22 protein-coding genes are annotated in these 23,577 nt (G+C 60.8%); 12 read left to right on the forward strand and 10 right to left on the reverse strand.

Features of this window, described 5'->3' with window-relative positions; genetic code table 11:
- Positions 1-16 precede the first annotated feature (16 nt).
- The 3 genes from HY067_13535 to HY067_13545 are packed head-to-tail and all read left to right on the forward strand — an operon-like array spanning position 17 to position 5,288.
- Positions 17-904, forward strand: a complete 888-nt coding sequence (locus HY067_13535) for a DUF58 domain-containing protein (protein MBI3528976.1) — start codon at positions 17-19, stop codon at positions 902-904.
- On the forward strand, positions 901-2,694 hold the full coding sequence (locus HY067_13540; protein MBI3528977.1) for a BatA domain-containing protein: 1,794 nt from the start codon (positions 901-903) through the stop codon (positions 2,692-2,694). The genes HY067_13535 and HY067_13540 overlap by 4 nt, the downstream gene beginning before the upstream one ends.
- Positions 2,691-5,288, forward strand: a complete 2,598-nt coding sequence (locus HY067_13545; GenBank protein ID MBI3528978.1) for a VWA domain-containing protein — start codon at positions 2,691-2,693, stop codon at positions 5,286-5,288. The genes HY067_13540 and HY067_13545 overlap by 4 nt, the downstream gene beginning before the upstream one ends.
- Before the next feature lie 8 nt (positions 5,289-5,296).
- Here the strand turns inward: HY067_13545 and HY067_13550 are convergent, their stop codons facing one another.
- Positions 5,297-5,719, reverse strand: a complete 423-nt coding sequence (locus HY067_13550; GenBank protein ID MBI3528979.1) for an ATP-binding protein — start codon at positions 5,717-5,719, stop codon at positions 5,297-5,299.
- 219 nt (positions 5,720-5,938) lie between these two features.
- Here HY067_13550 and HY067_13555 point away from each other — a divergent pair, with 219 nt between their 5' ends.
- Positions 5,939-6,346, forward strand: a complete 408-nt coding sequence (locus HY067_13555; GenBank protein ID MBI3528980.1) for a FecR domain-containing protein — start codon at positions 5,939-5,941, stop codon at positions 6,344-6,346.
- Positions 6,347-6,348: 2 nt separating this feature from the next.
- Positions 6,349-7,041 carry an OmpA family protein gene (locus HY067_13560; GenBank protein ID MBI3528981.1) on the forward strand — a complete coding sequence of 231 codons (693 nt, stop codon included), beginning with the start codon at positions 6,349-6,351 and terminating at the stop codon, positions 7,039-7,041.
- Between the two features lie 41 nt (positions 7,042-7,082).
- On the opposite strand, the gene HY067_13565 is transcribed toward HY067_13560, so the two are convergent.
- The 5 genes from HY067_13565 to HY067_13585 form a co-directional block, all read right to left on the reverse strand.
- Positions 7,083-9,239: a CHASE2 domain-containing protein gene (locus HY067_13565; GenBank protein ID MBI3528982.1), complete on the reverse strand. Its 2,157-nt coding sequence runs from the start codon at positions 9,237-9,239 to the stop codon at positions 7,083-7,085.
- The gene (locus HY067_13570; GenBank protein ID MBI3528983.1) at positions 9,236-10,192 is read right to left on the reverse strand and encodes an MBL fold metallo-hydrolase; all 957 of its coding nucleotides are present in this window, start codon (positions 10,190-10,192) and stop codon (positions 9,236-9,238) included. The genes HY067_13565 and HY067_13570 overlap by 4 nt, the downstream gene beginning before the upstream one ends.
- Before the next feature lie 9 nt (positions 10,193-10,201).
- Complete coding sequence (locus HY067_13575; protein ID MBI3528984.1) at positions 10,202-10,573, reverse strand: STAS domain-containing protein; 372 nt, start codon at positions 10,571-10,573, stop codon at positions 10,202-10,204.
- A 202-nt stretch (positions 10,574-10,775) separates the two neighbouring features.
- Positions 10,776-11,999: a DUF1501 domain-containing protein gene (locus tag HY067_13580; GenBank protein ID MBI3528985.1), complete on the reverse strand. Its 1,224-nt coding sequence runs from the start codon at positions 11,997-11,999 to the stop codon at positions 10,776-10,778.
- A gap of 162 nt (positions 12,000-12,161) precedes the next feature.
- Complete coding sequence (locus tag HY067_13585; protein ID MBI3528986.1) at positions 12,162-13,964, reverse strand: DUF1800 domain-containing protein; 1,803 nt, start codon at positions 13,962-13,964, stop codon at positions 12,162-12,164.
- Positions 13,965-14,200: 236 nt separating this feature from the next.
- Between HY067_13585 and HY067_13590 the strand changes: the two genes are divergently transcribed.
- From HY067_13590 to HY067_13610, 5 genes are all read left to right on the forward strand, one after another.
- Positions 14,201-14,953, forward strand: a complete 753-nt coding sequence (locus HY067_13590) for a high-affinity nickel-transport family protein (protein MBI3528987.1) — start codon at positions 14,201-14,203, stop codon at positions 14,951-14,953.
- Positions 14,954-15,068: 115 nt separating this feature from the next.
- Positions 15,069-15,653, forward strand: coding sequence for a hypothetical protein (locus HY067_13595; GenBank protein MBI3528988.1), 585 nt, complete (start codon positions 15,069-15,071; stop codon positions 15,651-15,653).
- Positions 15,654-15,751: 98 nt separating this feature from the next.
- Positions 15,752-16,735, forward strand: coding sequence for an MBL fold metallo-hydrolase (locus tag HY067_13600; GenBank protein ID MBI3528989.1), 984 nt, complete (start codon positions 15,752-15,754; stop codon positions 16,733-16,735).
- Positions 16,736-16,822: 87 nt separating this feature from the next.
- Positions 16,823-17,998, forward strand: coding sequence for a hypothetical protein (locus HY067_13605; GenBank protein MBI3528990.1), 1,176 nt, complete (start codon positions 16,823-16,825; stop codon positions 17,996-17,998).
- A 15-nt stretch (positions 17,999-18,013) separates the two neighbouring features.
- Positions 18,014-19,006: a hypothetical protein gene (locus tag HY067_13610; protein MBI3528991.1), complete on the forward strand. Its 993-nt coding sequence runs from the start codon at positions 18,014-18,016 to the stop codon at positions 19,004-19,006.
- 97 nt (positions 19,007-19,103) lie between these two features.
- Here HY067_13610 and HY067_13615 read toward each other — a convergent pair whose 3' ends face one another.
- Entirely contained in the window at positions 19,104-20,057 is a 954-nt protein-coding gene (locus HY067_13615) for a hypothetical protein (protein ID MBI3528992.1), read from the reverse strand.
- 127 nt (positions 20,058-20,184) lie between these two features.
- On the opposite strand from HY067_13615, the gene HY067_13620 reads away from it, so the two are divergent.
- A complete protein-coding gene (locus HY067_13620; protein ID MBI3528993.1) occupies positions 20,185-20,358 on the forward strand; it encodes a hypothetical protein in 174 nt (57 codons plus the stop codon).
- A 60-nt stretch (positions 20,359-20,418) separates the two neighbouring features.
- Here HY067_13620 and HY067_13625 read toward each other — a convergent pair whose 3' ends face one another.
- Positions 20,419-21,597, reverse strand: coding sequence for a mandelate racemase/muconate lactonizing enzyme family protein (locus HY067_13625; protein ID MBI3528994.1), 1,179 nt, complete (start codon positions 21,595-21,597; stop codon positions 20,419-20,421).
- Between the two features lie 214 nt (positions 21,598-21,811).
- Entirely contained in the window at positions 21,812-22,213 is a 402-nt protein-coding gene (locus HY067_13630; protein MBI3528995.1) for a hypothetical protein, read from the reverse strand.
- 154 nt (positions 22,214-22,367) lie between these two features.
- Here HY067_13630 and HY067_13635 point away from each other — a divergent pair, with 154 nt between their 5' ends.
- Entirely contained in the window at positions 22,368-23,213 is an 846-nt protein-coding gene (locus tag HY067_13635; protein MBI3528996.1) for a TIM barrel protein, read from the forward strand.
- Positions 23,214-23,384: 171 nt separating this feature from the next.
- Here HY067_13635 and HY067_13640 read toward each other — a convergent pair whose 3' ends face one another.
- Positions 23,385-23,534: a hypothetical protein gene (locus HY067_13640; GenBank protein ID MBI3528997.1), complete on the reverse strand. Its 150-nt coding sequence runs from the start codon at positions 23,532-23,534 to the stop codon at positions 23,385-23,387.
- Between the last annotated feature and the right edge of the window lie 43 nt (positions 23,535-23,577).

The raw sequence follows: 23,577 nt of genomic DNA on the forward strand, positions 1-23,577 counted from the left end.
CATCGAGGTTACTCTCTTGGTTCAGGAAAGCGTGCTGTTCAGCGAAGAATTTCTTCGCCAGCTTGAGCATCTGACGATGCTGACGCGGCGTCCTGTCGCCGGCCATCTGCGCGGCCATCATCGTTCGCGCCGTACCGGGTCGGGCATGATCTTCACCGACTACCGGCCCTATTCCCCGGGCGACGACACCCGCAATCTCGACTGGGGTACCTATCTCAGACTCGATCGCCTGATCCTGCGGCTGTTCGAGGAAGAAGCCGATCTTCCAGTCTATGTTTTCGTCGACGCCAGTCGCTCGATGGATTTCGGCGATCCATCTAAGTTCGATTTCGCGCGCAGGTTTGCCGCTGCGATCGCCTATATCGGCCTCATCAATCACGATCGTGTCAGCCTGGTGGCGTTTTCCGACGGTGTGATCGAGGAAATGCCGGCGCGCCGCGGCAAGAACCAAATCTGGAGATCGCTGCATTTCCTCGAACGCCTCGAAGCCTCCGGGGGCACCAGCCTGCAAACCGCATTTCGTCGTTTTTTTGGCGCGCGCCGCACTCGCGGCCTGGCTGTCGTGATCTCCGACTTTCTGGATCGCGACGGTTTCGAGCGCAGCTTCCAGGTAATTCGCGAATACCGTCATGATGTTTTCGCCATTCATGTCACCAGTCCCGAAGAGGTCGAGCCGGCGCTCGCCGATGAAGTGCTTCTGGTCGACTCCGAACTGGGCCATTCCGCGCGGACGCGAGTTACCGCCGATCTGATCAAAGCCTATCGCGAAACTTTCGTGCGCTATTGCGCGGAAATCGAAGGCTTCTGCCGTGGCCATGGCTGGGGATATCTGCGCACCTCGACGCAGGCGCCACTCGAGGAATTGATGCTCAAGGCGCTGCGCGACGAAGGTCTGTTGCGATGAATGCGTTGGCCTTGCCGCTTTATCAGTCCATGCTCGCTCTTATCGCCGCGATCGGCATCGTCGCAGCGCTGTACTGGCTCAAACCGCCGCCGCGCAGGGTGGTGGTCCCGTCCAGCCTGGTCTGGGACAGGGTACTGCGCGAAAGTCATCCGGGTTCGGACCGGTTGCGCTGGTGGTTATCCCTGCTGCTTGCGGCGCTGATTGCAGCCGTCGTGGTCAGCGCAATCGTGCCGCTGTCTCCAGCCGGCGCGAGTGGCGCCGCCACCAAACTCATACTGGTGCTGGACGATTCGCCGACCATGGCAACGCGAACCACCGACGGCACCACGCGTTGGGATCATGCCTTGGCCAAAGCACGCGCCTTGATGGAAGCGCGTGCCGCCGGAACCCAGATCTGGCTGGCCGATACGATGCGCCGCGTCGCTACGCCTGCATTCGAAAATCGCGATGATGCGCTGGCGCAACTGGCGCGATTGCGGGTTTCTTATGGCCCTGTGCCGACGGTGCCGCTGCCGGAACTACCAGCCGGCATCGAGACAGTCGTGATCACCGATGGGGTATCGATTGGCGCTGCGCCGGCGCAGGCGAGACTGGAGTCCGTTTTCGAATCGGTGGAAAACGCCGGCATCACGGCCTTCGAAGTGCGCGCGCTACCCGCCGATCCTCGCCGATACCTGGCCTACGTCGAATTGGTCAACGCCAGTGGCGTCGAAAAGCGGATCGAACTGGCGATCGTCGGTGTCGGTGACAAGCGCATCTCCAGGGTAGTCCAGGTTGCGTCCGGCAGCGCGCGCAACGAGATGATCGACATCTCGGATTTCGACAGCGGACCGGTGCGGGCATCGATTGTAATGCCCGGCGACGGGCTGGCTATCGACGACGTCGCGTATTCGATCTTGCCGGTTCGTCGCGTGGTGCGCGTGGCGCTGGTGACCAGCGGCAATCCTTATCTCGAAAAATCCCTGCAGGCCCAGCCGCGGGTGGATCTGACCGTCGTCACGCCCGGGCGTTACGTGGACGATCGTGGTTTCGATGCCGTGGTGTTCGACCGCCATGCGCCAAAGGTCCGTCCCCATGTGCCCGCGCTGCTGTTTCGTCCGTCTCGCGCCGACTGGTTGCCGTCGCCGCAGAAAGAGATCGCCAATGTATCCGCCACCGCATGGAATGCAGCGCACCCGCTGCTGGAAAACATTTCGCTGCTCGATCTGAACGTTGACCGTGCGACTGTCGTCGGATTGAAAGGTCCGCCTCAGGAATCCGCATCCGTACTGGCGAGCGCGCCTGGCAACGTGCCGCTGATCATTGCTCATGAGGATGGGGTGCGCTGGACATTGTTTTCCTTTGCACTGGAGGAGTCGAATTTCGCGCTGCACGCCGGCTTTCCGATATTTCTGAACAACGCGCTTGACTGGATGCTTGGCGAGCGGGCGGTCATCGCCCGCGGGCTCGGCTCGATCGAAGTTCCCGTGTCCGGCGCGCGCGCGCTTGCCGCAGACGGGAAAGAGCTGCCGATGCAGCCCATTCCCGGAGGCAGCCTGTTCGAAGTCGACACGCCTGGATTGTTCACCGTCGTATCCGCGCATCAACGCCTGCGCGTCGCGGCGAATCTATTCGACCGCCGCATTACTGACGTAAACAAGTCCCGGCTCGCCCAGATCAAGCCGGACGCGGATACACCAATCCGCACGAACCCATCGTTTGCATTCGATTCATGGTTTGCCCTTTTGCTCATCGCGGCACTGCTGCTGATGTTCGAGTGGTGGAGCTGGAATCGGCGGATGACGGTATGACGCTGCCGCTTGCCATGCAAACTGCCTGGCCAGTTGTACTTCTGGCAGCGGTACCGTTGCTGTTCTGGTTGGCCGGCCGGAGTCGAACCCGGCTCGGGCGAAGACACCTGCTGATCGCGACGAGTCTGCGCAGCCTGGCGATCATATCGCTCGCCCTGGCCTTGATGAGGCCTCAATGGAACGCGGGACCGGGCGACGTATCGGTTGTCTATGCGCTGGATGTTTCCCGTAGCGTGTCTTCGTCCTTTGTCGATGCGGCAATCGAATGGATCGAACAGGCCGACCGGGAAGGGGTGCCGGCGCACGCGCGCTATCTGGCGTTCGCCGATCACGCCGTCTCGGTGCGGAAGCCCGGCGATATACGCGGGCTCGCGGTCACCGAAGGCCGTCCGCGCGACGCGTCAGCCGACCCGGCCGTTATCGATCGGACGGCGACCAATCTCGAACAGGCACTGGATGCCGCGCTGTTGGGCCTGGATCGCGATCGCGCGAAACGCATCGTGTTGCTGACCGATGGCAACCAGACCGCCGGTGATGTCTGGCGCGTGCTGCCGCGGCTGGCGCAGGCCAAGGTTCGCGTCTATCCGATTCCGGCGAAAGCGCGTGACGACAACGATGCCTGGGTCGCAGGCGTCGAAGTGCCGGCGGATGTCCATGCGGGCGAGCCAGTCACCGTGACCGTGCGCGTCTTTTCCGCCGTCGAAACGTCTGCCCAGGTGTTGCTAAAGGACGCAGCAAGCGTGCTGGGCACGCGCAAGTTGCGGCTGAGTGCCGGTTTGAATCGCGTCGCCTTCGAAGTGAAGCTGGCGCGTGCCGGAGCGGTGACGTTGTCGGCTGAAGTGGTTGCCAAAGGCGATCGCGTTTTCGAAAACAACCGCATGCAGCAATCGGTCTGGGTGAAAGGGCGGCCGCGCATCCTCTACGTCGAGGGCGGGCAGGCCGACAGCGCACGCTATCTTGCCGACGCATTGGCCGGCCAGGGAATCGAAACGCGCGTGACCGCGCCCGCCGCGCTACCCGGATCCGTCTCGGAATTGGCTGCCTACGACGCGTTGATCCTCAGCGACACGCCGGCGAAGGCACTGACGGCCGACAGGATGCAGGCCATCGAATCCTATGTACGCGACCTCGGTGGCGGCCTGCTGTTTGCAAGCGGCGAGAATGTCCATGGCGAGCAGGGTTACAGCGATACGGCCGTGGAGAAAGTGCTGCCGGTGCAGTTCCGCGCGCAGGAAAAGCGCAAGGATCTCGCGCTGGTGATCGCACTCGATCGCTCGTATTCCATGAAGGGACGCAAGATGGAGATGGCGAAGGAAGCCACCCGCGCCGCGCTCGACTTGCTCGAGGAGCAGCACCGTTTCGGGGTGGTGGCTTTCGACTCGCAAACCTACATCGCGGTGCCGATGCAGTACGTGCGTTCCCGGCGCAAGGCGGAAGACCAGATCAGCCGGATCCAGGCCAGCGGCCAGACCAACATCTATCCGGCGCTCGGGATCGTTTATCGCCTGTTGCAGAAAACCGATTCCAACGCCAAGCATGTGATCCTGCTCTCCGACGGCGATACGCACCCGGCGGATTTCGAAACCCTGGTCAAACGCATGGCCGGCGAAAAGATAGTCGTGTCGACGGTGGCGGTCGGCGCGGATGCGAACCGGGTTCTGATGAGTGACATCGCCAAATGGGGCAAGGGCAGGGCTTACGTAGCAGAGAACGCAGAGTCGATTCCGCAGATATTCATCGAAGAGACCGAGCGCGCGGTGCGATCCAATCTGCTGGAAGAATCTTTCCGGCCCGTGGTCAAACATCGCAGTGCCGCGTTCCGCGGTCTGGAGGTGGACAGGCTGCCGGAACTCAGGGGATTCGTCAGCAGCAAGGCGCGTGATCATGCGGAGGTTTTGCTCGCCTCGCCATCCGGCGCACCGCTGCTGGTGCGCTGGCAATATGGCTTGGGCAAGACCGTCGCGTTCACCTCGGACGTAAAGAATCGCTGGGCGACGAATTGGCTGGCCTGGCCGGGTTACGGCAAATTCTGGGCGCAGCAGGTGCGCGACGTCATGCGGCGTGATTCCGGCGAAGCATTGGATTTTCAGGTTGCACGCGAAGGCGGCGAGGCGGTGATCAGGCTATCGGTGCTCACGCCGGATGGAAACTATCGCAACGGATTGGTTCCGCAGGTGAAGGTAACGCGGCCGGACGGAAGCACAGCCATCATCGGGCTCGAGCAGACCGGGGCCGGCACCTACCGGGTGCGCATGCCCTTCAAAGGGACGATGCAGGCTGAGCGCTTCGAGCTCGTCGATTCGCCGGGCCTGCCGAAGCAGGCGTCGCTGCGAGCCGGAGCGCGCATGCTGAATCTGGATTATGCGGACGAATATCGGGCCTTCCCGCCCGATATCGAATTGCTGAGCGCGCTCGCACGTGCAACCGGGGGCAAGGTCGCTCCGTCGATAGCCGAAGTTTTTGCGCAGCAGGGCGATGAAAGCAGGACCACGAAGACACTGTGGCCGTGGTTTGCGGCACTGGCGCTGATTTTCTACCTGCTCGACATCGCTGTGAGGCGGTCGCCGCTGGCGTGGCGCTGGCTGGAATCCTGACGCGTGGCCTAGTCGCGGGTTGCGGTAAGCCTGAGGCAGATGCGATTGCGGCCTTCGACGTAACTGTAATCGGCCTTGTCGGTCAGGCCGATGGTGATGAATATGCCCAAGCCGCCGATCCGGCGTTCCTTGATCGTCGAGTCGATGTCGGTGCGACGCCCTGCGGCGAGCGGATCGAATTGCGGCGCGGAGTCTTCGTAGATCAGTCGCAAGTTCCCTTGCGCTTCTTCGAAGGTGATGAAAACCGGTGCGTCGCTGTCGCCGCGATGGCCGTGATTCACCGTATTGGTGAACAATTCCTCGACAATTAACGTCAGTTTGTGGCGATCCTCGCGGCCGAGTTCGGCCACGGCACCGAATTCGTCAATCAGCGCCTTGACTTGATCGAAGGCCCGCAGACGCGCGGGGAATACGCGATTCAGGCGATGCATGGTTTTCTCAAATTGCACAGGCATTTGTCCCTTGGTGCAAGGGGTGGGCCCACTGCTATCATATCGACGTGCATGGTTCTTGCAGCATGAATCCGTGACCGGCGAAGTTTGCCGACAATACGATTGAGAACCGAAGGGGGCAAAATGACCAAAGTCAAAGTATCGACATTCCAAAGAGATATCCTTGTTTTTGGCTTGTTGCTGATAGCGGGTGCATGGATGTGCACCCACGCGTTTGCCGGCGAGGCCGGACGCATCAAGGTATCCAAGGGCGACGTACAGATCGAGCGTAACGGCAAAGTGATGGCTGCACCGGTCGGAGCCGTCATCGAGGCGGAGGATACGGTAAAGACCGGAGCCGACGGCTCGGTCGGCATTACCTTCCAAGACAACAGCCTGTTGTCGGCGGGTCCGAACAGCGAACTGGTGATCGAGCGCTTCGTATTCGATAGCACGACCCACCAGGGCGAGTTCGATACCAGGCTGAAAAAGGGAACGCTGGCCGTCGTCTCCGGCAAGATCGTCAAGCAATCCCCGGAAGCCATGCGAATCAAGACTCCCGCTGCAATCATGGGTGTGCGCGGTACTGAATTCATCGTGAAAGTGGACGAGCCCGCCGCCAACTGATAATGCGCGTTGCTCTCGCGTCGGCCATCATCATGATGATGATGGCCGGTTGTGCGCAGTTCGGTTCCCAGCCTCACGCTGATTCCCAACCGGTTCGCTGGACGAATTCCCAGCAGCCGATCGAACCTGAAGCATTGCGCCCGTCGGACAGGCCGGCACGCAATGATCTGATCGTCCTGCTGCCCAAGCCGAACGGTACCATCGGCGGTGTCATCGTCAGAACCGAGGGCGGCGGGGAACTGCTTCTGAACAAGGCTTATGCCGGTGCGCATATCGAGGGTCCCGGCATGATGCAGCCTGTGACATATGATGCCGATCGGGCAAAGCGCGAATTTTCTTCTGTCATTGCAGCCCTTCCCGGACGCCCTGCGACGTTCCTGCTTTACTTCCTCGAAGGCAAGGACGAATTGACGCCCGATTCCGAACGCGAGGTCGAGCGTGTCTTTGCCGAAATCGCCGCGAGACCATATCCGGAAGTTTCGGTCATCGGACATACCGACGCGGTGGGCAACACGCAATTCAACGACCAGCTTTCGCAACAGCGGGCGCAACGCGTGCATGACGATCTCGCCAAGCGCGGGATTTCCGCCGATCGCATCGAAGTCTCCGGTCGTGGCAAGCGCGAACCGCTGGTTCCGACTTCCGAAGGCGTTTCCGAGCCCAAGAACCGGCGTGTCGAAATCAACGTGCGCTGATCTTTGCGCACGGGGGGTAGTCCGGCTCCACAATCGGTTTTTCACCCGTCACCACCGTTCCAGCGCAGGACAAGGATCGTAAGGTCGTCCGAGCGCTCGGTGGCCAGCACGAATGCGCGAACATCGTCCCTGATCGCATTGACCAGTTGCAGCGCATCGGTTGCGCCGGCGGACGATTTCAGAACCGAAAACAAACGCCGTCGTCCGTAGAGCTCGTCGTCGGCGTTCATTGCTTCCGTAACGCCATCCGTGAAAAGGCACAGTGCTTCGCCCAGCAGTAAACGGTAGCGCTCCGGACGATATGCGTATCCTTCGATGACACACAGGGGCGGGCCCGCATCGCCTTCGAGCCTGGTCGGTATTTTCTGGCCCGGACGCAAACAGAAAGGGGAATCGTGCCCGGCGTTACACCAGTTCAACTCGCCGTTTTTCAAGTCCAGGATACCCGCGAACACGGTCACGAACAGCATTTCGGGATTATCGCGGGCGATCTCTGCGTTGGCCGCGCGCATCACTTCGCCGATGTCGGCAGCTTGTTCCATCCGTAATGCCGCGCTTTTGTATAAAGCCTTGCTTACCGCCATGAAGATGCTGGCAGGCAGGCCCTTGCCCGCCACGTCGCCGACCATGAAGAACAACCGGTCGCCGTCAAGTTTGAAGAAATCATAGAGATCCCCGCCGACCGATTTCGCGGGCTCGATCAGGGCCTGCAGGGTAAAGCGCGGGTCGCCGTAGAAATTGGCGGAAGGGGGCGGCAGCATGCCCATCTGGATGCGCTGTGCCGCCTCCAGTTCGCCTGCGGCGCGTGCCGCCGCCTCGCGTTCCGCATCCAGTGCCTGGCGCAACGCGCGACGCTGTCGATCCGCCTCGGTGAGTGTGCCGGTCAGCATCACGCCGAACAACAGGGTGCAGGCAGCCGCCGGCCAGGCAACGTCGACCAGCAACTGCTGCCAGTAATACAGTGCAAATCCGGCGGCAAGCAGGCCGGCTATCAATACCGCATAAATCGATGCCGCTGTCCTCGACCCCACGGCTGGAACGGCGAGAATCAGAATCAACCCCGACGCCAGCAGTACCGCGCGCTCCAGATGCATGAGAAATTCCGGCCGCAGCAACAGGCTGTCTTCGAAGACGCCTTCCAGGATCTGTGCGTGGACTTCGATGCCGGGCAGGCGCTGTCCGATGGGCGTCGTCTGGTAGTCGAGCAGTCCCAGACCGGTTGCGCCGATAAGCGCGATCTTGCCGCGCATCTGCTCGGCATCGACGCGCCCGTGCAGTACGTCGGTTGCCGAAACGAAGCGATCTTCGTCGTGCGGGCCGAAATGTACCCATACCGTACCGTCCGAGTTGGTCGGAATGAAGACGTCACCGATGCCGATACCCTTTGCCCGATCCGGTTCGCCGACCACGACGAAGGCGGGAGTCTGGGTCGCGATACGCAACACTTCCATGGACAAGGCTGGCGTCAGCACACCGTCAACCGAGACGACCAGCGGAACCCGCCGCACGACGCCACCACTCGGATCGACGCTCAGAAGACCATGCCCCGGCGCTGCCGCATCCAGCTGCTCCAGGCTGCGCAATGTGCCTGCGAAATGCCGTAGATGCGGGGTCGGATCGGTTCCGCGTATGCGGAACGGGGCGGTCCGGTTGCCGGCAGAGGCCGATCCTTTCTGTTCGACGCCCGCGATCCCAAGCGCCACCGGATGCCGGCGCAGGGTATTGGCCAGGACCGAGTCATTGCTCGGCAACTGCGCCAAACGCCGGGCGAGCTTGGCATCCAGCTTTTCGACGAGCCCGGCGATGCTCGCCGGCGACATGCGGTCGAGTTCCGGCATCAGCACGTCTACGCCGATCGCAGCAGGCTCGTTTTCCGCGATCGCTTCGATGAGTTCCGCCATTGTCGTGCGCGGCCACGGCCACTGCCCGAGTTCCTGCAGGCTTTTCTCGTCGATGGCGACGATGACGGCAGGAGCCGATGCACGCTTTCGCGGCGCCACTTTCTGGTAGCCGTCGAACAGCGCCATGCGTAATTCGGAGATGGCGGGCAGCGAAGGAAACAGCGAAAGCGCCAGCAATAGCACCAGTATTGCCGCACCCAGCGGCCGGCCGTGACCGCCGACCAGCACCAAAAGCAAGGCGCGCGGGACGCGTTTGTCCGACGCCTTCGCGTCCGGCTTTTGCGTGACTTCGGTCAAACCTCGATTTCCATGCCGTCGAAGGCGGCGCTGACGATCAGAGGCCGGTCGCCGCGTGTAAGCTGCTCGAAACGAATGGTTTCGTTGAGCACCGACTGGATGCGCTCGTCATCGAACGCAGGCTCGTGATGGAACATGCACAGATGCCTGACGTTCGCCAGCTGCGCCAGCTCGACGCCGACCATGTTGCTCGAATGCCCCCAGTCTTCCTTGACCGATACCGCATCGAGCAGCGAATACATCGCGTCGAAAATGACCAGATCGGCATTGCGGAAGAACTCGATGAAAGATTCGGTATCGGCCGGGTCCTCGAGTTTGTGCTCGGAATCGGTCGAATAGACGATGGCCTTGCCGTCGCGTTCGAAGCGGTAACCGTAGGAGTCGCCGGTGTGTCGCTGGAGCTTGGGTGTGACCTGGTACCCGGCGATGTCGGCGGCCCGGCCGGCTTCCAGCTTTACGAACTCGATATCGGCAGATAGCCGGGAGAAGTCGACTGGAAAACAGGGAGCGGACTGCTGCAGCCGGAATGCTTTCTCGATCACATCGTGACAACCGAAAATGCGAATGCGCGTACCGGGAACGTAAGCGGGAGCGAAGAAGGGAAAGCCCATGATGTGGTCCCAGTGCACATGGGACATGATCACGTTGACTGAAATCGGCCCGGATTTCTGCGCCGACATGATGTGACCGCCGAACGCGCGTGCGCCGCTGCCCATGTCGCACACGAGGTATTCCGCGCGTCCGGTTTCGATCTCCACGCACGGCGATTGCCCGCCGTAAGTCTGCGAGATCGAGAAGTCGAGATCGTTATCGATGAAAGACCGCAGTTTGTCCGTCGAATTCACGCCCTTGGCGATCGCCATGGAAAGCGCCGTCTCGACCTTGCGGCGGATGTCGGCCGATGTTAGCGCGACGGGGATGGAACCGCGGGTTCCCCAGAAACGTACCAGCATCTTGTGCCTCTAGGCCTGGTAGGCCTTGAGAGCTGAAGGTGAAAATCGGGCCAGCGCCTCGCGCACCGTGGCGAAAGTCTCGAATACCAGCGTGAACCGGCTGATCTCGAAAATTTCCTTCACCACCGGCTGCATGGCCGCGACCACGATCGTGCCACCTTGCGCCTTCGCCTGCTTTTCCGCCAGCATGAAGCAGCGAAGTCCCGCGCTGCTGATGTAGTCGACTCCGGCCAGATCGAGCACAATGCGCTCGCCGTCGTTCTTGCAGCGATCGACGAAGGGACCGAGGCTGTTGCGGAAGTCTTCGCTGTTGGCGTGGTCTATTCTGCCCTCGGGCGAAAGCACGAGGATGTCGTCGTAGGTTTTGTTTCTGATATCCATTTTCTTGTTCCGGACGCGAAGGTAAGCCGGCGGGGAGGCGGCAACCAAAGCCAAGTCGCATGCAAATGCAAGTCGCACGCCGGCCGTTGGCGGAACTGCGCATGGACGCACGCGCTTCTCCCTGAAAGCGCGTCGCGGCACAACCGGTGCGAGCGCCTATATTAAACCTGAAAACGGATCGTGCCGGCGCCGCGACGTAAACTCAGGAAAAAACAGGGAAGGATTCGAATTTGCCGGACAGCAACTGCTCGGTATCGCGGCAGCCGAGCCAACCGTCGATTACGCTGGCATAGACGCGGCGAAAATCCGTGGTGAAGACCAGATTGTCCCCTTCGTCCAGCTCGGTCAGGCTGGGCGGTTGCCCATAGTGACCGCCTTTGACCGGTTTGCCGATCACGTACATGTAGTTCGCCGTTCCGTGATCGGTTCCGAGACTGGTGTTTTCCGGCACACGGCGGCCGAACTCCGAAAACACGAGCACCGTCACGTCGTCGGCGCGGCCGATGCGTTCCATGTCCTTCATGAATCCTTCGACCGCATCGGAAACATAGGTGAGAAGCCGCTGGTGCAGGTCGGATTGCTGCACGTGAGTATCGAAGGCGTTGTGGCGGTAAGAAGTGTAGTACAGCCGCGTCGGCATACCCGCCGCAATCAGCGAAGCGATTTTCGGCAGTTGCACCGGGACGATGCCGTAGTCGACGGGCGTTTTGTAGCCGGACCAGGCGTCGCGCACCAGTTGCGAAGCCTCGCGCGCGCTCTTCGCCACCTCCAGCAAGTAGTGCTTCGACGCACTGGCGTCAGCGTCCATGTCGGGCGCGCGATCGAGCAGCGGCCGCGTCTGGTAAAGCCCTTTGCGCCCGAACTTCTCCGGGTCGTCGAACACCACGGGCACATGATCGCGGGCGCGTACCGCCAGCGATTGCACTTCGTCGATGTTGACGATGAAATTGGGCGTCGAAGGCGTATCGATCGCATCGGCAACCCTGCCCACCCAGCCGTACTCTTCACCGCTGTTCGGCGCGCCGGTGTGCCAATAGGCCATCGACGTGAAATGCGAGAAGGAAGGTTGCGCGTAGCCGCAGCCGTGCACAATCGCCATCCTCCCGTCCTTGTACAAGCGCTCGAATCCCGCCATTCCGCCATTGAAGCCGTAGCGCTCGTCTATCTTGCGCAATTTTTCGAGGCGGATGCCGATCTTCGGCCGATGCCGGTAATAGGCGTCGTCCGCGTACGGCACGAGCGTGTTCAGTCCGTCGTTGCCGCCTGACATCTCGAGCACCACCAGGATGCGATTCGATGCCGCCGGATCCGCAGCCATCACGCGTGAAAACACCAGCGGCATCGCACTCGCGCCGATGCCTGCGAGGCCGGCGCGCAGGATTTCGCGCCGCGTCCAGGGCTTGAGAAGCAGAGAAGTCGTTTTCATGGGGCTTTTCTCCCTCTCCGCCTCAGGGGGAGAGGGCATCGTTGACTCGGCGAATGGGGTTGGGGTGGGGCGGGAAGCGATGCCTGGGCGCGCTGCCTGCAAACGGGTGATTTCATCACTAACGTGTCCGCGCGCCGGGGAGAGGTGGTGGGGGCATGCGTTTCATCCCAGTTGATACTCCGGCAGTGACAGGATCAGGTGCAGCGTGGTGCGCAGCGGTTCTTCGAGGAAGCTGGCCGCAGCCGTGAGATCGTCTGTACCGAGCTCGCTTTCCAGGAATTTTGCGATGCGCTCGTGGCTGGCCGCGTCCAGCGGAACCGACACGAAACGCGCCAGCAGGTAATCGACGGCCTCGCGTGCGCTCTTGCAGCCCGCGCCGAGTACCATCGCGGACAGGTCCAGTTGCGCCGTTGCACGGGGAATCGGTTTGACTTTCTGCAGGGCCATCTGCCAGCCGCGAAAGCTGGCAAGCCGCGTATTGAAATCCTCGTCGCGATCCGCCTGCATCGACATCGACGTCACTTCCTTGGCTTCCGGCTTGGTCGCCGTGGTCACATCCATTCCCAGAGCCAGTTTTTCGTTGACCGCCCCGATTTTGTAGTCCGTCAGCGGATAACGATCCGGCGGCAGGAAATTGATATCGGGAAATAGCGTGTCGTAGACGAAGTTGCCGCGCGCAAGCAGCAGGCCCGGCGTGATCCAACTCTTGCCGTTTGCCCAGCCGGCGACGGTCGGTGGATAGAGCAGTTTCTGGCCGAGTGCTTCAGTGAGGTCGTTGAAATCGGGTACACCCGGGACTTCGGTGAGCCCCATCTTCTTGTAGGCCGATATCACCAGTTCGACCGGCGACTTGATGTGCGTTGCCATCGAGGGCGGGCTGTAGAAATCCCTCGACATGAATATCGTCTCGAGCAACGGCGCGATTTCGTAGTTCGACTCCCGCAATCTGGCACCGAGTTCTCCGCGCAGTGCGGGAGAAAGATCCTGGCGTACGAAGTAACGATAGAGCCTGCCGGACACATATTCGCTGGCGACTGGCTGCGACAGGATCACGTCGATGATATCGACACCGTCGAAAGCGCCCTGTTTCCCGAGCACCGACTTGGTGGTTTCGTCATGCTTCTCTGGGGTGACGACGAAATCAAGGTCGACGAAGTTCCAGCCGGTGAATGCGCGCGCCGCTTCGCGGATATCCGTTTCACTGTAGTTGCCGACCCCCATCGAGAACATTTCCATGATCTCGCGCGCGAAATTTTCGTTCGGGGCGCCCTTCACATTCACGCCGGCATCGAGGAAGGCGAGCATTGCCGGGTCCTGCGCGACGCCGATCAGCAGGTCGCGGAAATTGCCGGTTCCCTGCGCCCGAAACAGCTCGTTCTGCTTGAGCATCTTGCGATAGTCGCGGACTTTTTCCTCGCTGGTGGCAAAATGGCCGTGCCAGAACAGCGCCATTTTTTCCTCTAGCGGACGATTCGTCGCCAACATGCGGTTGGCCCACCAGTAAGCGACGCGATTTGTCTCCAGCCTGCTCGCCCGCAACCAGTAGAAGAACTTGTTGGCCACCGGCTGCAACCGGCGATTGCCGGCGGGCTTGACCTTGATCCCCATCGATTCGCCGGTGTCCCTGGCCAGGTCGGTGGCCGCCGGGCGCGATGCGGGAAAGGGTTCCAAGCCCGCATCGTGGATGCCGGAATGATCGAACGCAGGCAGATCATTGGCGACGCCCTTGTGATAAACCAGCCGCCGCACCGCGGCTTCGGGTGTCATCGCCGCGAACTGCGCGATTTCCTCCGGCGTCCCGCCAAAGCCGGCGCGTTCCAGCAGATGCGCTGCGCGCTCCGCATTCCAGTCCTCCTGGCCGATGGGCGTGAGGTCGCCGGTCCAGCCTGTCGCCGCGATGCAGGCAAGCGGGGCGAGTAGCAGGGCAAGCAAGGCGAAGCCGCCTACCGATTGGCGTGTGGTCATGACCGGGTCCCTGGTGAATTCACGGCATTTCTGAGGGTGGCCGTTATTTTCGAGTAGTCCATTAAATCGGTCCTGCGCAAAACCCGCAATTGCGTTTCATGATTTTCATGATGGCGCTTGACGCGGCACAGGCGCAAGAGTAGTTTCGTCGCGCCTCAAAACCAATACAATTGTCAGCCGGTTTTCTTGCCTTGGGTACCACCCTTTCGCTGCTTGCGGTCGGATTCTTCCTCGGAATGCGCCATGCTACCGACGCCGACCACGTGATTGCCATCTCCACGATCGTCAGCCGGCAGCGATCAATGCGCAGCGCCGCCATGATCGGTGCGCTCTGGGGCGTCGGGCACACGCTGACCGTGGCGCTGGTCGGCGGCGCGATCATCTTGTTCACCATCACAATTCCGCCGCGGGCAGGGCTGGCGATGGAATTCGCCGTCGGGGTGATGCTGGTGCTGCTCGGCTTCCTGAACCTGACCGGACTCAACCAGTGGATACGCGATAATGTCGCGCCAGGATCGTCCGTTCACGGGCATACCCATGCCCACGGCGATTACGCACACAGTCATGTTCACGGACACGGGCCGGCTGCGCATGGACACAACGAGGAGCAGACGCCCCAGGCTTGGCTCGATCGCAAACTCGGCGGCCTCGGCTTGTACCAGATGGCGCGTCCGCTGGTTGTCGGCATCGTGCACGGTCTTGCCGGATCGGCTGCCGTCGCGCTTCTGGTGCTGACTGCGATCGAGGATCCGTGGTGGGGAATGTTGTACCTGTTCGTTTTCGGTGTGGGCACCGTTGCCGGCATGATGCTTATCACGGTGGCCATTGCAGCGCCTTTTGCCTACTCCATGGGACGCTTTCCGCGCTTCAACGCTTATCTCCGTATAGCATCCGGACTGCTTTCCCTCGGCTTCGGTTTGTTCCTGATCTACTACATTGGCTACGTGGATGGCCTCTTCGGGGAAAATCCGCAATGGTCACCGAAGTAAGAGATCTCCTGGTGCATATTTCAAACTGAAACTTAAGAATGAGTGCTTGAAAATTAAGACGCAGTTACTGCGGCGCAGCATTGACGCTAATCCATTCACGGACTAAATTTTCAAAATGCAAACAGAAGTAAGCGGGTCGCAGCGTACGGCCCGGGTCGCTGCACTTAAAGGTTTTGGTGTCGGCGCGCTGGTGGTGGGGCTCATCGCGCTAATGGCGGTGGCGGCATTTCGCGAAACGGCCAAACCAAAGCCGCAGCAAGTCGCAGCCAGCGCCGAAGTCAATCATGTCGAGCGTCCCGCGGTAACGGCTGAGGAAGAAGCCTACGCGCGCGCGTTGTGGCCGATTCATGCGCAAGTAAAGCAGGACGCAGTGAAAATGACCTTCGCGGGGCTGGCGTACAAGATGGGCGATATCAAGCGTGCGGCAGTGAAAGAACGAGTCGCGCCGCTTACACCGATGTTCGACTCCGCAGTGGTGGCTCTGAGCAAATTGCAACCGCCGGCGTCGATGCGGGCATTGCATGGCGAATACAGCGAGGCCATCAAACTTTATCGCGATGCATCGGTGACCATGATCAAGGTCGCGGTGGACGGGCGCGACGGACACCTGCTCGAAGCGCAAGCAATGTCGGAGAAGGCATCGGGCCTGACGCTCAAGGTGGGCGATACGCTGTGGCCCGGAGAATACAAACCGAATTGATCGGGATGCATCCGGGACGATGACGCAGATGCGGCCCGGAACGGAAGTATGGAAGAAGTTGTAAACAAGCAGTCCAATCGTCAAGGAGGGGTTAGAAGATGAAGAACAGTCTAAAAACAGCAATGGTCGCGGCGGGTTTGGCCGCGTCGGCATTAGCAGCTCCTGTCGCTCAGGCGGCCGACGTATGTTCCGTGTGGCTGGTGGAAAACAGCCGGTTCATGGGCGTTCCGTTCGGCGCATTCATGCCGGACCGTGCGTTTGTACCGGGCAGCACCAGCAAGAGCAATAACATCAATACGGTGGATCTGCCGGTCAACGTCGGTGTGATCAAGTGTGGCAACGAATTGATCCTATACGACAACGGCTGGAACCAGACCGACTACCACAAGATGACGGGTACGGACCACTGGTCGCCTCTGTCCAAGCAGATTGCCCAGCTCGGCTTCGACGCCAAGGATGTCAAGAAAGTCATCGTTGGCCATGGTCACTGGGATCATGCAGGCAGCCTGGACGAGTTCCCGAACGCGGTGCTGTATATCCAAAGGGAAGAGCTGAAGGGAATCGAGTGGGCGTTGAACTATCCGCACCCCCGCATCAGCGCGGTAAACGACTCGCCCGGCGGTTGCGCCCGTACCCCGGCCTGCGGTTATCCGTCCAAGACCATGGACTCGATCTATGGCAAGGTGCTCAAGGGTAAGGCAGTGATCGTGGACGGCGAGATGGAAGTGCTGCCCGGCGTGAAAATCCACCCGGCCTTCCGCGCCCACACGGCGGGTTCGCAGTTGCTGGAAGTTCCCACCTCGATCGGCAAGCTGGTGTTCGGCAGCGACGCCTACTCGTCGTGGGAAGGCATCCGCGACTGGCAAATCGCCAATCCGCAGCAGACCGACACCGTGCAGCAGTTCCTGGCCTACGAGCAGTGCTACAAGATCACGGGCGGTTATCAAAATTGCGTGTGCGCCCACGAACCGCTTTCCTACACCGACGGCTATCCGCTTACCAAGAATTCCTGGGTAGGCATGAACGGTGGCCGCCTGGCGGAAATCGCGCTGGCACCGGGAGAAAAGTCGCGCAAGAAGTAACTGGCTGACTGAAGGTAGTACACTTCGATGCGAGGAGCCGGAATCGGCTCCTCGCATTTTTATTCGCAGGTTCGTGATCGGCCAGCCGTGTTTTCTCGTATCGCATCCTCTCTGATATTGCTTGTTGCCGCGGGCTTCGCCTTGTCGGCAAGCGCCCACGACCCCAGCGCGTGGGGCGGATTGTTCCGTTCGCGGGATTTCGGCGCCAGTTGGTTCCCGGCCGATGCGGGGCTGTTCATCGGCGGCGCGCTGGGCGTCGCGATCCATCCGCAAGATCCCGCTCAACTTCTGTACGGGACCGACGCGCGCCTGCTGCGCTCGAAGAACGGCGGCCGCGATTGGGTGACCGAGGCGGCCGCGACGATGCCCGGCGCGGTGTTCGCGGTTGCTTTCGACGCGGACGGCAAAGGTGCGCTGGCCTCGAGCGGCACGCGAATTTTCTACGCCGACGATGATGCCGTCTGGCGGGATGCCCTCGCGCCGGGTGGCGCCGCGCCTGCGCGTATCTTCGTGCGCAGTTCCATGGCAAATCGTGTTTACCTGGCCGGCGCCCACGGACTGTTCCTGAGCGACGATCGCGGGCGCGCATGGTCGCGCGCGGGGGATGGCGTGCTGCCTGAGACTGCCGTCAGCACGATCGTGATGACGCCGGGTCCGCCAGAGAACGTTTATGCGGTGATAGATGGCAAGGTCTGGGTGAGCGGCGATGGTGCGCGCAACTGGCAGACGTGCGCTGCCGGTTTGCCCGCCGGACATGTGGACACGCTTGCCGCGGATATACAGAAGGCGGGACGTCTGTGGACTGTGGCAGCCGCCCAGGTATTTGTGAGCGACGATGCGGGCGCGACGTGGACGGCATACGGCCGGCCGCTGCCGGAACCCGGTACCTCGGTGCGCGGGCTCGCTGTATCCGAAGACAAAAAAATGCTGGTGCTCAGTACCCACCGCGGTGTATTGCGCAGCACCGATGGCGGCCAGAACTGGACCCAGGTTGAAAGCACGCTGCCGGTACACCTGGAATCGGGACTGCTGTTGCGCGACCCGTACGATGCGGCGACGCTTTACGCCGGCTTCTCGTTGACCCCTTATGGCGAGATGTGGCGGCGTGCCGAGCAGGGTGGTTCGCTGCTCGCGCAACTCGATCCGGTCAGCCTGGCGGGCGGCCTGGCCTTTCTCGTGATGCTGCTCGTGATCGGCATTCTGGGTACCCGCTGGCTGTTGCGCCGCTATCGTGACGCCGACGTCACACCTCGCTTCCGTTGAAGGGAAAAAAGTTCGATGAATTCCACAGGTTCTTCCAGGCGCAATCTCATATTGATTGTCGGTGCACTCGTCGTCGTGATCGCCGCGGCGCTGTTCTGGCGCATGCGACACGGACCCGGATCAGGCGGTGACTTCGTCGAGTATCCGATGACGGTCGCGAGCGACATTCCGACCGCGGTTGCCGTGGGCCCCGATGACACGGTGTGGTTCACCATCGGTTTTGCAGATGCCGTCGGCATGATCCGGGATGGAAAACTCCAGCGTCTGCCGAAGAGCAAGAAAAACGTGGAGCCAGTCGGCCTCGCCGTGGATGCGGACGGCGCCGCGTGGTACACCGATCCGACCGAGGTCCTGATCTCGCGCATTTTGCCGAGCGGAGAGATCAAGTCCTTCCCGCTGGGGACGCCGATCGCGCGCCTGGGCCGGCTTGCAGTGGCGCCGGACGGAGCGGTGTGGTTCGCTGAAAGCACGGCCTATGGAATCACCCGGCTTAAGGACGGGGTGCTGACGCGCAACGTGCCGAAATCGGTGCGCGGCGGCCCCTATGGTGTCGCGGTGGACGCGAAAGGCATTGTCTGGGGCACACTACAGAGCGGCAACCAGTTGATCAAAATTTCTCCCGGCCAGGAGATTGCCGAATATGAAATACCGACGCCTGGCAGTTCGCCGAGCGATATCGCTGTCGACGGTTCCGGCAATGCCTGGTTCGTCGAATTTCGCGGCAACAAGATCGGAAAATTCGGCGACGGAAAATTTTCCGAGTTCAACGTGGCGGGTGAATGGTCGGGACTATCCGGCATTGCCGTGGCGGCGGATGGAACGGTATGGTTCGGGATGCTGCGCAGTCACGCCATCGGCCGCTTGCGCGATGGCCAGTTCAGGGTATTCGAGTTGCCGCGCAAGGATGCGCGTCCTTACACGGTCGCAATCGACAAGACAGGAAACGTCTGGTATGCCGATATCAGCGGCTATGTCGGGATGTTGAAAGCGAGCGCGGCGAGAAGATAGGGCCGAGGTTCGAGGTGCGAGGTTCGAGAAAAGGCAAAAAGAAAAAGGGTCGGAGGATCTTCACTCGGCCCTCGGACCTCGTACCTGCTCAGCTCGCTTACGTCAGTGAGCTGAGCGTCCGCCATGCGCCGAAAGAAAGAATCGCACCGACGACGACGATCAACAGCGACGTGCCGACCTGAAGCCGCATCGCCCAGGGACCGGCGAGCCAGTCGAGAACCTTCTGTCCGACTTTCGCGGCGACCACGCCGACGACCACCAGCGTGGCTGCGAAGCCGACGCTGAATACCACGACCGTTCCCAGTCCCAGCATGACTTTGCCCTGGGCGAGCGCATTGAGCAGGATGGCGAGCGCCGCCGGATCGGGCAGCAATCCACCGGCCACACCCAGGCCGATCAACACCCACAGGCCCGGGCGGTTCGTCGTCGCGAGTTTCAGATCGTGCGTGTGCTTGAAGCCCCAGCCGTGGCTGTGATAGCCCGCTTCTTCGTCACGTTTTTGATGATCGCCGTGGGCTTGATGGTCGCCGTGGGTTTGATCATGGCCATGGCTGTGATCATCGCCGCGGCCGTGATCGTGTGAGTGATTGTGCCCAGCACCGTGTGCATGGCCATGGCCGTGCTGATGATGGCCATGTCCAGGATCGTGATCGCGCGTGTGCGGACGAAAGCCCATCTCGGCATGGTCGTGGACATGGTCGGGCGCATGCGGCATCGGCGGCACGCCTTGCAGTTGCATGATCAATTCCCTTTGCGTCCACAGCGTCCACAGACCGATGACGATCACCAGCAGACCGGTGATCAGCGCCAGCCATGCCTCGATTCGTTGCGGCACCATGCCCGGCATGCCGATCGACGCGAGTATGCCCACCAGCACGATGCCGCTGGTGTGAGACAGCGTCACGAATATTCCCAGGATCACCGCGTCGACGGGCCTGCCTCGCGCGCCGACGATATAAGCAGCGGCGATGGTCTTGCCATGACCCGGCGTCGCGGCGTGAACGGCGCCGATCCAGAAAGCGGAGGCGAGGTAGATCAGGGCATCGGTCATGGGAGATGAAGCGCGAGGTCGATTCGTTATTTTGAGGGCCGGGGCGAGAATAGGTGTCGTCCCCCACCCTGTCAAGGCGCCGCGCGCGCAGAGCCATCCAGGCTGGATGTTGTGGGAAGGCAGGGGCGTGCCGCAGGATGCGGTGCAGGCTCACATGTGGAGCAATATCGCGGCTTCTCAGCTTGCCGGCGAAGAAGGCGAGCGGGTCGCCAAGGTGCGCGATTTCATCGCCTCGAAACTTGCGCCGGATCAGCTCGCGAAAGCGCAGGAACCCGCGCGCAACTGGCAGCCGAAGAAGTAACCCGTCCTCTGCAGTCAGAGTTGTCTTGGTTGATACCGGCTTTCACGCAGTTACAACTGCTTACTTCACGCGATATTTCTTCAGGACTTTCGGATCGAGGTCGATTCCCAAACCCGGCCGTTCAGACAATGTGATGTCGCCTTTCCTGTCCACCAGCAACGGTTCCTTGGCCAATTCATTCATGAGCGCGTGAGCGGGATACACGGTCTCCGCCATGGAGCCGTTGCGCACCGCGCCGAGCAGATGGACTGCGGCCGCCACCGCCACCGCGGAGCCGTGGATGTGCGGGGCGATGGGCAGGTTCGCCGCCTGTGCCATATGCGCAATCTTTAGCGTTTCCGTCAGGCCTCCGGCCCAGGCTGCGTCAGGCTGCACGAAATGCACGGCGCGCGCCTTGATGTAGTCGTTGAAATCGACAATGCCGTAGCTGCAGGTTTCATATCCCGCGACCGCGATAGCAACCTTGGATGCAACCTCGGCGCTGCCGGCGATGTCGTCCGGTGACACCGGCTCTTCGTACCAGTAAATGTTGTGGCGTTCCATCGCCCGGCCCATCCTCACTGCGGTGGGCACGTCCCAGGCGCAGTTGGCGTCGACCATCAGCTTGATGTCCGGCCCGATCGCGTCTCGCACCGCGGCAACGCGCTTCAGGTCTTCTTCCAGCGTGACTTCGCATCGACCGGCATTGTCCATCACGCGTAACGGCGACAGTTCGATGGCGGGGTTGCGCCCGACTTTCATTTTCACTGCGCGAAAACCGTGCTTGACGTAAGCCTCCATTTCCCGCGACAACTCCTTGATGCCTTTACCTTCCGAATAGAAGCCGCCGGTTGCGTAAGCGGGCACGCGCTTTCTATAACCGCCGAGCAACTGCCATAACGGCATGCCGGCCATCTTGCCGCGCAAGTCCCAGAGCGCGATGTCGATGCCGCTGATGGCGGCAATGACGATGCCGCCGCGTGCATGCTTGTATGCGCGGCGATGCATCCTCTCCCACAGGTATTCGTTGTCGCGCGGATCCTGCCCGATCAGATAGTTGCGTAATTCATGCTCGATGACTTGCGCGGTCGATGCCATCGGTCCACCGAAGTGCGCGGCCTCGCCCAAACCGACAAGGCCCTGATCCGTTTCGACTTCGACGAGAAGTGCGGGCTTTGTCGCCATGGTGTAGTTGGCGTCGTAAACCGGTTTGGGCAGTTTGACGTCGACGGCAATGGTGCGGATGTCGGTGATACGCATGAGTTGAGATTCCTCTTCTGATTTTTTTTGTTCGGCAATCTATTTCGGGCAACACGATTGCTGAAAAATTGAGCAGCACTAACGAGAGGATAAGCAGCAATACGCATTTGCGCAAAATGCCGCGCGCAATCCACAAGGTTATCCACAGAATTTGTGGATATCGCTGCGCGCGAAAAAAACTCTCGAGCAATCGAATCGTCGCCGATGAGCGACACTATTTCTTGCGACAGAAGTGCACTGATTGAAATCCGAGCCAGCTCCACGTCGTGGCTCGCTGAGGATCTTCGTTTTCGATTCGCCACGACTGCGGTCCGAAAAAAGGTCCGAGGATCAGGTGTTCGCCGGGGCTGCAGTTCTTGGCGCCTTCGTGCTCGTGCTTCTGCGCGGCATCGAGAGCCTTCTCTCGGCGCGACTCCCACGCCTTGCGATAAGCTTCCGTCGCGTCCTCGACGGCGTTCTCGCCGATGCCGTTGCCGACGACGAGCTCATGGAAAAATTTTGCAGACGGAGGACATGCGAGCGCGTCTTCGATCGGAGAAGTTATTGTTTTCTTTTTCTTGCCGTGCTTCTTGGTCTTGCCGTCCGCGCCCGTCTTCTTGACGCTCTTTTTTCCCACGACGATTCTCCAATTGGCGCAACGAAGGAGTGGATGCTAACTTGCTTTTCGTGAGCCGAGTGTATACATGGATTCGATTGCAATCGCCAGCGCGCGCTTACACATCGATACAACTTTATCCAGCCTGAAGATATGCCAGGGAGATTTCGACTACATGCCTCAATTTGCCGCCAACCTGCATTACCTGTTCAGTGAACTGCCTTTTCTCGATCGATTCGAAGCCGCCGCCGCCGCGGGCTTCAAAGCCGTCGAGTTCCAGGTGCCTTACGACTATCCGACTGCCGAGTTGTCGGCGCGATTGCGTTCCAATGCGCTGAAAATGGTGTTGTTCGACGCGCCGATGGGCGTGTGGGATCGCGGAGACCGCGGACTCGCCGCAGTGCCCGGGCGGGAAAAGGAATTTCGCGATGGCCTGGCCAAGGTGATCGAGTACGGCAACGCGCTGGGTTGCGATACCGTGCATCTGATGGCCGGTGTGGTCGGTCCGGGAGAAGACTACAAAACCGCCGAGCGCACTTATATTTCGAATCTTGGCCTGGCAGCGGCGGTGCTCGGCGAACACGGCATTACCGGTGTCATCGAGCCCATCAACAAGAAAATGGGCATCGTGCAGAACGGCCCGAGCTATACGACCCAGGGCATGCACGGTTACTTCCTGAACCATACCGATCAGGCCAGGCGCATTCTCGACGAGGTCGGCAGCCCGAATCTGCTCCTGCACCTGGACTTCTATCACATGCAAATGCTGGAAGGGCATCTCGCGGAGACCATCCGGGAAAACATCGCGCTGCTCCGGCATGTGCAGATAGCCGGGGTTCCGGGCCGCCATGAACCGACGGCTGGAGAAATCAATTATCCATATCTGTTCGACCTGCTGGACGAACTTGACTATCAGGGCTGGGTCGGATGCGAGTACCGGCCTCAGGGCGATACCTGGGCCGGCCTCTCCTGGGCCACGAAATACGGGATCCTGAATTCACGGTCTGTTGCATCGAAGTAAGCACTGACCGTTTGCGGCTGCAGTGACAAAAAAAGAGGGGCGCTTGCGCGCCCCTCGGAAACCACGTAATTCAAGAGGAGGAGAGAGTTACGTGGGGGAGGACCGTTTTCCTCGCCGCCCGAAACTTTCCCGGAGTTTTGAGCGGGTACCTAAGCCCCTAATCCGAATAGGTTAGGGCAGGTACGGGAAGGTGCTGGCGTCCTTCGCGGACAGGTCCAGCAGGCGCCCTTCGATTCCTTCTTGCGCCTTGGACTCTGATGCCGTAGGCGCGGGACCGTCGAATTCATACAGGCGGAGCAGGGCTTCGAATAGCGATCTCATGGTTATCTCCAAATAAAGGCATAAGCGACGGTTTGCACTTTAG

The sequence above is a fragment of the Betaproteobacteria bacterium genome (assembly GCA_016194905.1).
Classification (GTDB): domain Bacteria; phylum Pseudomonadota; class Gammaproteobacteria; order Burkholderiales; family JACQAP01; genus JACQAP01.

Bases quoted from the DNA above. Each gene is read 5' to 3' on its own strand.
- HY067_13540 (MBI3528977.1), top strand. From the start codon at position 901: ATGAATGCGTTGGCCTTGCCGCTTTATCAGTCCATGCTCGCTCTTATC.
- HY067_13545 (MBI3528978.1), top strand. From the start codon at position 2,691: ATGACGCTGCCGCTTGCCATGCAAACTGCCTGGCCAGTTGTACTTCTG.
- HY067_13550 (MBI3528979.1), bottom strand. From the start codon at position 5,719: ATGCATCGCCTGAATCGCGTATTCCCCGCGCGTCTGCGGGCCTTCGAT.
- HY067_13555 (MBI3528980.1), top strand. From the start codon at position 5,939: ATGTGCACCCACGCGTTTGCCGGCGAGGCCGGACGCATCAAGGTATCC.
- HY067_13560 (MBI3528981.1), top strand. From the start codon at position 6,349: ATGCGCGTTGCTCTCGCGTCGGCCATCATCATGATGATGATGGCCGGT.
- HY067_13570 (MBI3528983.1), bottom strand. From the start codon at position 10,192: ATGCTGGTACGTTTCTGGGGAACCCGCGGTTCCATCCCCGTCGCGCTA.
- HY067_13575 (MBI3528984.1), bottom strand. From the start codon at position 10,573: ATGGATATCAGAAACAAAACCTACGACGACATCCTCGTGCTTTCGCCC.
- HY067_13580 (MBI3528985.1), bottom strand. From the start codon at position 11,999: ATGAAAACGACTTCTCTGCTTCTCAAGCCCTGGACGCGGCGCGAAATC.
- HY067_13585 (MBI3528986.1), bottom strand. From the start codon at position 13,964: ATGACCACACGCCAATCGGTAGGCGGCTTCGCCTTGCTTGCCCTGCTA.
- HY067_13590 (MBI3528987.1), top strand. From the start codon at position 14,201: ATGCGCCATGCTACCGACGCCGACCACGTGATTGCCATCTCCACGATC.
- HY067_13595 (MBI3528988.1), top strand. From the start codon at position 15,069: ATGCAAACAGAAGTAAGCGGGTCGCAGCGTACGGCCCGGGTCGCTGCA.
- HY067_13600 (MBI3528989.1), top strand. From the start codon at position 15,752: ATGAAGAACAGTCTAAAAACAGCAATGGTCGCGGCGGGTTTGGCCGCG.
- HY067_13610 (MBI3528991.1), top strand. From the start codon at position 18,014: ATGAATTCCACAGGTTCTTCCAGGCGCAATCTCATATTGATTGTCGGT.
- HY067_13615 (MBI3528992.1), bottom strand. From the start codon at position 20,057: ATGACCGATGCCCTGATCTACCTCGCCTCCGCTTTCTGGATCGGCGCC.
- HY067_13625 (MBI3528994.1), bottom strand. From the start codon at position 21,597: ATGCGTATCACCGACATCCGCACCATTGCCGTCGACGTCAAACTGCCC.
- HY067_13635 (MBI3528996.1), top strand. From the start codon at position 22,368: ATGCCTCAATTTGCCGCCAACCTGCATTACCTGTTCAGTGAACTGCCT.
- HY067_13640 (MBI3528997.1), bottom strand. From the start codon at position 23,534: ATGAGATCGCTATTCGAAGCCCTGCTCCGCCTGTATGAATTCGACGGT.